This is a genomic window from Natrinema pallidum DSM 3751 (genome assembly GCF_000337615.1).
In the GTDB taxonomy this organism is placed as follows: Archaea; Halobacteriota; Halobacteria; order Halobacteriales; family Natrialbaceae; genus Natrinema; species Natrinema pallidum.
On the sequence record NZ_AOII01000044.1, the window covers coordinates 84071 to 95719 of the forward strand.

At 64.3% G+C, this 11649-nt stretch carries 6 protein-coding genes; 3 read left to right on the forward strand and 3 right to left on the reverse strand.

Annotated features, from left to right (window positions below; genetic code table 11):
• Positions 1–195: 195 nt before the first annotated feature.
• The gene (gene thsA, locus C487_RS07900) at positions 196–1860 is read left to right on the forward strand and encodes a thermosome subunit alpha (protein ID WP_006185195.1); all 1665 of its coding nucleotides are present in this window, start codon (positions 196–198) and stop codon (positions 1858–1860) included.
• A 548-nt stretch (positions 1861–2408) separates the two neighbouring features.
• Positions 2409–3401 carry an ornithine cyclodeaminase family protein gene (locus tag C487_RS07905; protein ID WP_006185196.1) on the forward strand — a complete coding sequence of 331 codons (993 nt, stop codon included), beginning with the start codon at positions 2409–2411 and terminating at the stop codon, positions 3399–3401.
• A gap of 61 nt (positions 3402–3462) precedes the next feature.
• Here C487_RS07905 and C487_RS07910 read toward each other — a convergent pair whose 3' ends face one another.
• The 3 genes from C487_RS07910 to leuS all read right to left on the reverse strand — a co-directional run bounded on the left by C487_RS07910 (position 3463) and on the right by leuS (position 8266).
• Complete coding sequence (locus C487_RS07910; RefSeq protein ID WP_049908018.1) at positions 3463–4902, reverse strand: sugar porter family MFS transporter; 1440 nt, start codon at positions 4900–4902, stop codon at positions 3463–3465.
• Positions 4903–5371: 469 nt separating this feature from the next.
• Complete coding sequence (locus tag C487_RS21990) at positions 5372–5446, reverse strand: DUF2071 domain-containing protein (protein ID WP_394295584.1); 75 nt, start codon at positions 5444–5446, stop codon at positions 5372–5374.
• Between the two features lie 171 nt (positions 5447–5617).
• The gene (gene leuS, locus C487_RS07915) at positions 5618–8266 is read right to left on the reverse strand and encodes a leucine--tRNA ligase (protein WP_006185198.1); all 2649 of its coding nucleotides are present in this window, start codon (positions 8264–8266) and stop codon (positions 5618–5620) included.
• A gap of 770 nt (positions 8267–9036) precedes the next feature.
• Between leuS and C487_RS07920 the strand changes: the two genes are divergently transcribed.
• Complete coding sequence (locus C487_RS07920; protein ID WP_006185199.1) at positions 9037–11523, forward strand: efflux RND transporter permease subunit; 2487 nt, start codon at positions 9037–9039, stop codon at positions 11521–11523.
• Positions 11524–11649 lie beyond the last annotated feature (126 nt).

The window sequence follows — 11649 nt, forward strand, 5'->3', positions numbered from 1 at the left end:
GTCGACTCTCCGCCGAATCCCCAGTGACGCGGTATCTACCTGCCGATTCTCACACAGTGTGACTATATATACCCGGCGAGCAGTCGGATCGAAAACGCACGACAGGGAGTACCTCGAGCCACCCTGCCCGATTAATTGGGAAAGGTTTATATAGAATCACAATCAATCCTTCGAGTGACTATGGCTCAACAGCAGATGGGCAACCAGCCCCTTATCGTACTCTCGGAGGACAGCCAGCGAACCTCCGGGGAGGACGCGCAGTCGATGAACGTGCAGGCCGGGAAGGCCGTCGCCGAGTCGGTTCGGACGACGCTCGGCCCGAAGGGGATGGACAAGATGCTCGTCGACTCCTCGGGCAACGTCATCGTCACGAACGACGGTGTCACGCTGCTCTCGGAGATGGAGATCGATCACCCCGCGGCCGACATGATCGTCGAAGTCGCCGAGACGCAGGAAGAGGAAGTCGGTGACGGAACGACGAGCGCCGTCGTCGTCGCCGGCGAACTCCTCAGCCAGGCCGAGGACCTGCTGGACCAGGACATCCACGCGACCACCCTCGCCCAGGGATACCGAGAGGCCGCCGAAGCGGCCACCGAGGCCCTGGAAGAGATCGCCATCGATGTCGACGAAGACGATACCGAAATCCTCGAGCAGATCGCCGCGACGGCGATGACCGGCAAGGGCGCGGAGAACGCCAAGGACCTGCTTTCGGGGCTCATCGTCGAGGCCGTTCGCGCGGTCGCCGACGACGACGGCGTCGACACGGACAACATCAAAGTCGAGAAGGTCGTCGGCGGCTCCGTCGAGAACTCCGAACTCGTCGAGGGCGTCATCGTCGACAAGGAGCGCGTCTCCGAGAACATGCCGTACTTCGCCGAGGACGCCGACATCGCGATCGTCGACGGCGACTTGGAGATCAAAGAGACCGAGATCGACGCCGAGGTCAACGTCACCGACCCCGACCAGCTCGAGCAGTTCCTCGAACAGGAGGAAGCACAGCTGCGCGAGATGGCCGAACAGGTCGCTGACGCCGGTGCCGATGTCGTCTTCGTCGATGGCGGCATCGACGACATGGCCCAGCACTACCTCGCACAGGAGGGCATCATCGCCGTCCGTCGCGTCAAGTCCAGCGACCAGGCTCAGCTCGCTCGCGCGACCGGCGCAACGCCGGTCTCGAGCGTCGACGACCTGACCGAGGACGACCTCGGCGCTGCCGGTAGCGTTGCACAGAAGGAGATCGCCGGCGACCAGCGTATCTTCGTCGAGGACGTCGACGACGCCAAGGCCGTCACCCTGATCCTCCGCGGCGGTACCGAGCACGTCATCGACGAGATCGACCGCGCCGTCGAGGACTCGCTGGGCGTCGTCCGGACGACCGTCGAGGACGGGAAGGTGCTCGCCGGCGGCGGCGCACCCGAGATCGATATCTCGCTCTCGCTGCGCGACTACGCCGACTCCGTCGGCGGCCGCGAGCAACTCGCCGTCGAAGCATTCGCGGACGCGCTCGAGGTCATCCCGCGTACGCTGGCCGAGAACGCGGGTCTCGATCCCATCGACTCGCTGGTCGAGCTTCGCAGTGCCCACGACGGCGGCGACACCGCCGCCGGGCTCGACGCCTACACCGGCGACACCATCGATATGGACGCCGAGGGCGTCTACGAGCCGCTTCGCGTGAAGACCCAGGCCATCGAGTCCGCCACCGAGGCGGCCGTCATGCTGCTGCGCATCGACGACGTCATCGCCGCGGGCGACCTCGCGGTCTCCCACGATGACGACGACGAAGACATGCCTGCCGGTGGCCCCGGTGGCATGGGCGGCGGTATGGGCGGTATGGGCGGCGGCATGGGCGGCATGATGTAACCGAGGTCCGAGCACACCAGCGACCTCGAGACGACGCCACGAGCCAGAAACCGACTTCCCGTTCCGGGGCGGGACGCCATCACGGAACGGGAAGTCGGCCCGATACCACTCTTCGTTCCGGGACGCTTTTCGTCCCTCCGCGTCGACCGTCAGCCCGCTCGGGTCGGCGGTCCTCGCGGGGACAATCGGTGGAAGACACTACCGGTCGGCCCGCTCTGTCCGCCGTTTCGAGTCGGCCCGTCTCCAGTTCCCGTTTCGTCTCGCTCCCGAATCCGATCCTCGAGTCGCTGCGCTCGGCCTCTCGATGGGCGATCACTCGTGACCGGCCGTCTCGAAACGCTCATATATTTTCACGATACTATCTACGGACGACGAACGCCGTCGCTCCGACACGACACCTGCGCTCGACGTGCCGATACACCGATACCCTGTCCCGTGGGGCCTATTACCACTGCCCATTAGTGTTGCTTAGTGTACATAATGCTCCCATACCGCATACGCCCCTTGAACCACGATAAACTAAGTAGTAGCCCGCAATATCCGCGGATATGAATACGCTTCTGTTGGATAGCGATGATGTCAACGAGCGCGCACGAATGTCCGCTGTCATCGATGCGATCGAACAGGCCTTCGGTGCGTTCGAGCGCGGCACCACACAGATGCCCGCGAAGTCCTACATCGATCTCCCGCAGTACAACGGTGACTTCCGATCGATGCCCGCCTACCTCGATACGGGCGACTGGGACGCGGCCGGCCTGAAGTGGGTCAACGTCCATCCGGACAACCCCGCGGATCACGATCTCCCGACGGTACTGGGGACGATGATCTACTCCGATCCCGAGACCGCGATCCCGCTTGCCATCATGGACGGGACGGCACTGACGATGAAACGAACCGGTGCAGCGGCCGCCGTCGCCACCGACTATCTCGCCGTCGAGGACGCCTCGAGCCTCGGACTCATCGGGGCCGGCGTCCAGTCGTACACGCAACTCGAGGCGATCAGCGAGATTCGACCGATCGAGGAAGTCATCGTTTCGGATCCCGACGAGGAGCGCGTACAGCGGTTCGTCGAGACCTACGAGGACCGCTTCGATATCCGCAGCGGCTCGATTTCCGAAGCCGGTCACTGCGACGTGTGTTCGACCGTGACGCCGGTCGAGGATCCGATCGTGGGACGCTCCGACGTCGGCGAGCACACACACATCAACGCGATGGGGGCCGACGCCGAGGGGAAACACGAACTGCACGACGAACTGCTGGACGCGGCGCGGATCGTCATCGACGACCACGAGCAGTGTACTCACTCGGGCGAGATCAACGTCCCCTACCACGAGGGCGTGTTGACCGACGCGGACATCCACGGCGAAATCGGCGAAGTCGTCGTCGGCTCGAAGGCGGGACGAACCGAGGAGACGGGCGTTACGGTCTTCGATTCGACCGGGCTCGCGATTCAGGACGTCGCGGCCGCGCGGGTCGTCTACGAAACCGCCCGCGAGGACGGTGCCGGCACCGACTTCGGACTGATCGATACCGACCAGTAGACGCCGACTCGCCGGTTGTCGCGATTGCGATCCTTTTCGATCGGAACGCCGTTTTCGACCGTTAGTCGTCCGTCTTCGTGACCTGTGGACGCTCGCCGGCGTCGGCTCCGAACGCCGTCTCGCGGAGGTCGGCTTCGATTTCCTCGAGCGACCGCCCTTTGGTCTCGGGCACGAGCCGATAACAGAAGAGCAATGCGAGCACCGAGAGTGCGCCGTACAGCCAGAACGTCCCCGTCTGCCCGACGATGTCGATCAGTCGCAGGAAAGTCAGCGACACGAGCAGGTTGCCGGCCCAGTTGACGACGGTGACGACGCCCATTGCTGTCCCGCGGATCTCCGTCGGGTAAATCTCGGAGATCAGCAGCCAGAAGACCGGTCCCAGTCCGATCGCGAAGAACGCGACGTACAACATCAGGCTCCCGGTCGCGATCCAGCCGATCGCACCCGAGAGACCGGGCAGGTAGAACGCGATGCCCAGGACGGCGAGCATGACGCTCATCCCGGCCAGTCCGAGGAGCAACAGCGGACGGCGGCCCGTACGGTCGATCAACAGCACCGCGGCAACGGTCATGGTGACGTTGACGACACCGATACCGACAGTCGCCAGGATCGAGGCGGTGTTCGCGAAGCCGGTCGACTCGAGGATCGTCGGCGCGTAGTACATGACCGTGTTGATGCCGGTCACCTGCTGGAACACCGCCAAGCCGACGCCGACGATCAGCATCGGTCGCACCCACGGCTCGAAGAGGTCGCGGAGCGTCCCGGACTCGGTGTGGATCGTCTCTTTGATCTCGCGCAGTTCGTCCTCGACCTGGGTCTCGACGCGGGTACTGGCGAGCACCTCGCGGGCGTCGCTTTCGCGGCCGTGTTCGTAGAGCCAGCGGGGGCTCTCGGGCATGAACAGCATGCCGACGAACAGGACCGCGGCGGGGACCATGCCGAGGCCGAGCATCCAGCGCCACTCGCCGCCGCCGGCGAACGCGAAGTTCACGAGGTAGGCGATGAGGATGCCGCTGGTGATCGTCAGTTGGTTGAGCGAGACCAACGAGCCGCGGATCTTCGGCGGCGAGATCTCGGAGATGTACAGCGGACCGACGACCGAGGCGAATCCGACGCCGATCCCGTCGACGATTCGACCGACGATCAGTATCTCGACGGTCGGCGCGATCGCCATGATGAGCGACCCGACGAAGAAGACGACGGCACCCACGAGGATGAGTCGTCGTCGACCGAGTCGATCCGCGAGTCGGCCGCCCAGCGCCGCCCCGATGATCGCACCGATCATCGCCCCGCTAACGATGATCCCTTCGATCAGCGAGGCGTTCATCGAATAGCCGAAGACGGTCGCCAGTTCGAACGTGTTTCGAATGTACAACATCGCGCCGGAGATGACGCCGGTGTCGAACCCGAACAGTAGCCCGTTGAGCGCGGCCAACGCCGCGACGACGTAGATGAACGAATTCCGATCGTTGCCGGTCGTTCCTGTGCGTGTCATTGACATCGATACTATGTGGAAATATTGTTTCATACCGTAGTTAACAAACCTAACGATGCCCGTCCACACACGACAGGTCTGTGACGTTCGTGCTCGAGACGCGGTACGGGACCGTTTCGGCGGTCTGACGGCCCATCGACGGTCCCGTACCGGGTGGCCGTGGCTTTCCGTCGGAGCACGGTCAGTGGTCGGGTCGCCGGTCGGCGTCGAATCGGGCGGGAGCGTCGTGCGCCGTCTCACCCGTTTGTCGTTCCTGCGAAACGCTACGTAATTCGCTTCGGTGGCCCCGACCTGCATCCGGGCACGGTAGACGGGCACTCTCGTCGCCCGGCCGACGGTCGCCGCGACGAACGAGTTTCCGACATCGATGCTAAAAAAACAGGCCCGGATGGCCCCAATACCTGACGGAGGTCGACCGTTGAGTTCGCCGACGGCCAGCCGCGTGACCGACGGCGTCCCGCGTCTCGAGCGTCACCTAACCGGGGACGTGCGGGCGAAGCGCGTCGGGGGTGACCGGCCAGTGAGTGAACAGCCGGTCACGCCACGTCATCGAAGGTGTGGGCTGGTCGGCGACGTACCATCCACGACCGGCCCTCGAACGGGAGCTTACGGTATGCGTTCATTCTCGAAGCCATCCGGTGCTGTCGCGCTCCCACCACGAGCCGGGGTATAAATCGGACCGCCTGCTGTCGGTTCCGATAGCGGTTCGATCGGCGTGCCGTCAGTCGTCGATTTCGATCGCGGGTCGTCCGGGCTCGGCGTTCGCGAGCACGTCCTCGTCGGCCTCGGCGGCGCGAACGACGCGAACCGGAGCGCCGAACTCGCGCTCGATCAGCCACGCCGCGGACTCGAGGGCCGCGTACTCGGCGTCCGGTTCGAGCGTCATCGACAGCGCCTCGCGCTCGGCCTGCAGGTCCTGGCCGTAATCGGCCGCGGCGTCGCCCTGTTCGCGGATATGACCCTCCTGCATGAGTTCGCCGATCAGGTTATCCGCGTCGCTCTCGATCGCGATCTCCAAGGCGTCGTACTTCCACTCGGGCGCGACGACCACGTCGATTCCGAGGGGGTCCTCGATCCCGGCGACGTCGACGATGTCGCGGATGTCTTCGCGGGTGTTCTCGACCAGCCGACGGCGTTTGGCGACGTAGTCGCGGTCGACCTCGGCGGTCGGCCACGCGGCCTCGGCGACGAACCCATCGCCGCCCAGTTCGTCGTACAGTTCCTCCGCGATGTGGGGCGCGACCGGCGCGAGCAAACGGACCACGGCCGACAGTCCGCGTTCGTAGGTCTCGGCGTGGGGCTCGGTGTAGTCGGCGTATTGGCGCAGCGTTCGCACGAGGTCCTGCGTTTCCCGCAGCGCCTTGTTGAACGTCAGGTCGTCGTACTCCGCCGTGGCGATGGCGATCGTCGCGTCGATCTCCGCGTCGACGTAACTCGCGATCGCGTCGTCGTCGCCGTCGGGCGTCTCGGCCGCGTACTCCTCGACCAACCCCTGCAACCGCTCGAGGAAGGCGTACGTCGACTGGACGCCTTCTTCGCTCCAGTCGAAGTCGCGTTCGGGCTGGGCGGCCTGCATCATGAACAGGCGTGCGGTGTCCGCGCCGTACTCCTCGACGATCCGCTGGGGGGAGACGACGTTCCCCTTGGATTTGGACATCTTCTCGCCCTCCAACTGAACCATTCCCTGTGCCAGCAGGTCCGTAAACGGCTCGCGGTGCTCGAGGCCCTCGTTGTCGGCCAGCACCTTCGTGAAGAACCGGGAATAGAGCAGGTGCATCACGGCGTGTTCGATGCCGCCGACGTACTGGTCGACCGGCATCCAGTCGTTGGCCCGCTCGCGGTCGAAGGGGGCGTCCTCGAGGTCCGGCGAGACGTACCGCAGGAAGTACCACGAGGAGTCGACGAAGGTATCCATCGTGTCGGTTTCGCGGGTCGCGTCGGCCCCACACTCCGGACACGTGGTCCGTTGCCACTCCTCGGCGGCGTCCAGCGGATTCCCGGTCGTGTTGATGAACTCGGGGAGTTCGACCGGCAGGTCCTCGTCGGGGACCATCACGGGGCCACAGTCGTCGCAGTGGACGACCGGGATCGGCGTCCCCCAGTAACGCTGCCGGGAGATTCCCCAGTCGCGCAGCTGATACTGGGTGGCCTCCTCGGCGCTGTCGATGTCCGCGGTCAGCCGTTCGCGGGCTGTTTCGCTGTCCAGCCCGCTGTACTCGGCGGCGTCGATCAGGACACCGTCCTCGGTGTAGGCCGACTCGCTTACGTCGGGCGCGGTCGGTTCCTCGTCACCGTCGGGTTCGGGGGCGATGACCGGCCGGATGTCGATACCCATCTTTTCGGCGAAGGCGTGGTCGCGCTCGTCGTGGGCCGGCACGGCCATCAGCGCGCCCGTCCCGACGTCCGAGAGGACGAAGTCGGCGACGTAGACGGGAATCTCCTCGCCGGTCGCGGGGTTCGTGGCGGTCAGGCCGGTCTCGACGCCGTTGGGTTCGTCGCCGTCGGGATCGGCCTCGTGATCGACGAACCGGCGAATCTCGTCGTCCTCCTCGGCCAATTCCTCGCTGATCGGGTGGTCCGGCGCGAGCGCGAAGAAGGTCGCTCCGTGGATCGTGTCGACACGGGTCGTAAAGGCCTCGACCGGGCCGTAGTCCTCGACGTGAAACTCGAGTTCCGTCCCGTGCTGGCGGCCGATCCAGTTGCGCTGCATCTGTCGCACCGAGTTGGGCCACCCCTCCAGGTCGTCGATGTCCTCGAGCAACTCGTCGGCGTACTCGGTGATCTGCAGGAACCACTGCTCGAGTTCGCGCTGTTCGACGGGCGTCTCACAGCGCCAGCAGAGTTCGGCCTCGCCCTCGACCTGCTCGTCGGCGAGGACGGTCTCGCAGTGGGGACACCAGTTGACGTCGGCATCGCGGCGCTCGACCAGTCCCTCCTCGTGGAACCGGGAGAACAGCCACTGGTTCCACTGGTAATAGTCGGGCGTGCAGGTGGTGATCTCCCGGTCCCAGTCGTAGCCAAAGCCCATCGACTCCATCTGTTCGGTCATGGTCTCGATGCAGTCGACGGTCCAGTCGCGCGGATTCGTATCGCGCTCTTTGGCCGCGTTCTCCGCGGGGAGGCCGAACGCGTCCCACCCCATCGGATGGAGGACATCGTCGCCCTGCATTCGCCGGAAGCGAGCGTACGCGTCCGTGATCGTGTAGTTACGGACGTGGCCCATGTGGAGTTTGCCCGACGGATACGGGTACATTCCGAGGACGTACGTCGGGTCCTCGACGTTGTCGGGCGTCCGAAAGACGTCCGCGTCGTCCCACGCCTCTTGCCAGCGCCGTTCGACCGTCGCGTGGTCGTATCCCGCGTCGCTCATTTGCTTATATACCTCTAGAACGGGACGCCACCCTATACCTTTCCATACACTAGCTCGCTTCGCTCGGACCACCGATGACAGCCTCGAGACGGCTGCGTCCGTCGGCCGGCCGATATATAGTAGCACTGAAACGATTCCTGCACTGGCCCCAACGCCGCATGCGGTCAGATGTGCAGTGACGACTATGGCTCGCCCTCGAGCACCGCAGGAGCCCTCGCCGATACCACGTCGCCGCTTCCGTGCCAGTGCCTCGACCCCCTCCGTCAGCGGTGTCCGTTCGACCGTGATGACCGCGCCGTGCCCGCGTTGTGGCAATCACTCGAGCGACGTATTAAAATGACATTCAAATGGTGATGAATGTGTCTCTACCCCTTCTAACGAACGCACGAACGAGTTTGTGCCTTTCTCAAATTCCCATTCAGTCTGATATTGGCGAAAGTATTTTGATCTAATATGTTCATGTACCACGCATGACGATCCGACCGAACAGTTGCCAGCACCGGAGTCACCGCTCGTTCGGGCTCGAACGGACGAGTGAACGGGGGGTGACGGAACGTCCAACCGCCGCGTAGCGCCATCGGACTGGTCCCGTCGCCACGGGGCAACGTTACCGTCGCCGGACGACGGCCCGCAGGTAGCGCGGGGTGCCGATTCGTGGCGGGCCGTGGCGGTTTGATCGCGTCGGGATCCGCGACCGCTCGCACGGTACTCGAGACTCGACCCCGCGAGCGTGACAGTGCCGTCGGTCGAACAACGAGCAGCACGTCTCCATGACTAGGGTCGGACACTGGATCGACGAGGCGATCGCGCAATCGACCGCCCTCATCGTTTCCCGCCCGCGTACGATCGTGATCGTGTTCCTACTCCTGACCGCGTTTTTCGCCGCCGGAATCCCGTTGGTCGAAACGGAGACCGATCTCCGCGAGCGCTACTCCGACGGCCTCGACGTCAAAGAAACACAAGACGACGTCGAAGCGGACTTTCAGGGACCGTTCACGGCTGAGGACGAGACGACGCGACTCGTCCACGACGGGACCGATGTCCTCACACGGGAGGAACTCCTCCACGTTCTCCGCCTGCTCGAGCGAATCGATGATCGGCCGACGCTCAGAATGGAGTCCGCGGATGGCCCCGCGACGATGGTCGCGCAGGCGCTCGAGCCCGGAGCGGACACGCCGACCGAACAGCGCCGGGCCGTCGAACGGGCGACGGAGACCGAAATTCGGCAGGCGGTCCGAGAGGTCGGCTCGAGGCGGTCGTTCTCGAGGCTGGTCTCGGAGGACTTCAACCGCGATGGGGCGTCGGCATCGGCGTCGATTACGGTGATCTCCCACGACGTGCCATCCGCGTTCGACGATGAGGACATGGACGGCATCCTGACGACGATCGATACGATGGCGGCCGACGAGCCGGCCGATATCCGCGCGTTCGGTAGCGGTATCGTTGACTCCGAACTCGAAGACGTCATCACCGATTCGTTCGTGATGGTCATGCCCGTCGTCGTGACGCTGCTTTTGGGCTTCCTCGCCGTCGCCTATCGAGACCCGTTCGATCTGTTACTCGGCCTGATCGCGTTGCTGATGACGATGATCTGGACGTTCGGGTTCCTCGGCTACGCCGGGATACCGTTCGGACAGGAGATGATCATCGTTCCCGTCCTGTTGTTGGCCGTCGGCGTCGACTTCGGGATCCACATTATCAACCGCTATCGCGAGGAAAAGATCCGGGGCGACGAGACGGTCCCCGCGATGCGTACCGCGACCAGCCAGCTCTCGGCCGCCTTTTTCATCGTGACCGCCACCGCGGTCTTCGGCTTCGGAGCGAACGTCTTCGCCGAACTCGAGCCGATGCGGGAGATGGGCCTTGTGGCTTCCGCCGGAATCATCTTTACGTTCGTCATCTTCAGCGGATGCTTGCCCGCGATGAAGTTGCAAGCCGACCGCTTTCGGGACCGACACGACGTCCGGGAGTTCAACTCGACCCCGATCGCCTCCGAGGAATCCTTGCTCGGTCGGCTGCTGGCTGTTTCCGCGACCGTCGGAAAGCGGGCTCCGCTCCTCATGGTCGTTCTCCTCGTGCTCTTCGGGGCCGGAATGGGTGCGTACGGCACCGGCGTCGAAACCACGTTCGAGGAGGAGGATTTCCTCCCGCCCGAAGAGGAAGCGTGGTACGTCGATTCCATCCCGGAACCGTTCGCCCCGGGCGAGTACACTGCCACGGAGACGCTCAACCTGCTTGAAGGGCGGTTCGCGGCCGATCAGGATCAGTCGATAACGATGTATGTCGAGGGACCGTTCGAGGAAGACCACGCGCTCGAGGCACTGGCGGCCCCTGACGATGATCCACCGGAGACGCTCGCCGTCGGGCCGAACGGACGGGCGGAATCACGGAGCATCGTCTCCGTGATTCAGTCCCGTGCCGACGCGGACCCCGAGTTCGCTGCGCTCGTCGCCCGTAACGACCGAGACGGGAACGGCATTCCCGACCGCAACCTCGACCGGATCTACGACGAGTTGTTCGCGTCGCCGGCAGGGCCAGCGGCGGAGCGGTACCTGACTCCCGACCGGCGAGCGGCCCAAGTCGAGTACACCATCGAATCGGACGCCACGATCGACGAAATCGCAGCGGACGGAGCCGACCACGCCGATTCCTTCCGCTACACCGCAACTGCGACGGGCACGCCCCTCATTTACAACGCGATCACCAACAGCCTGTTCGAATCATCGATCCAGGGGATGGTGCTTGCTATCGTGCTCTCGGCGGTCTTTCTCGTGATCGTGTACGGCGTTCTCGAGGGGAAACCGTGGATCGGACTCATCAACGTGTTTCCGATCATGATCGCCGTGTCGTGTCTTCTCGGTACGATGCGGCTGCTCGATATGCCGCTCAATGCCGTCACGGGGCTACTCCTGTCGTTCGCTATCGGACTCGGCGTCGATTACGCTGTCCACTTCATGCATCGCTTCGTCGACGAGTATACTGCACACCCGGAGACGGTATCGGCGCTTACGACGACGCTGTCGAGTACCGGCGGTGCGCTCACCGGCAGTATGCTCACGACATCGATCGGAACGGGGGCGCTGATGCTCGCGATTACGCCCGTGCTCGGTGACTTCGGGCTCCTGATCGCGTTGAGCGTGTTCTACTCGTTTGCCGCATCCATCGTTGCCCTGCCGCCTGCATTGGTTCTCTGGGATCGGGGTGTCACGTCCGATGCGACCGGCACCGCGCGGCTCAAAGCACTACTTGGGGCCTAATCGGCGTGTGACCTCATCGACGACGCCGACCCGCGGACCGTCGTCGCGAGCGCTCTCACACGGACGATCAATCGCTGCCGATGTGGCTCGCCCTCCGACCAACACGGGCTATCTTAATACAGCGAG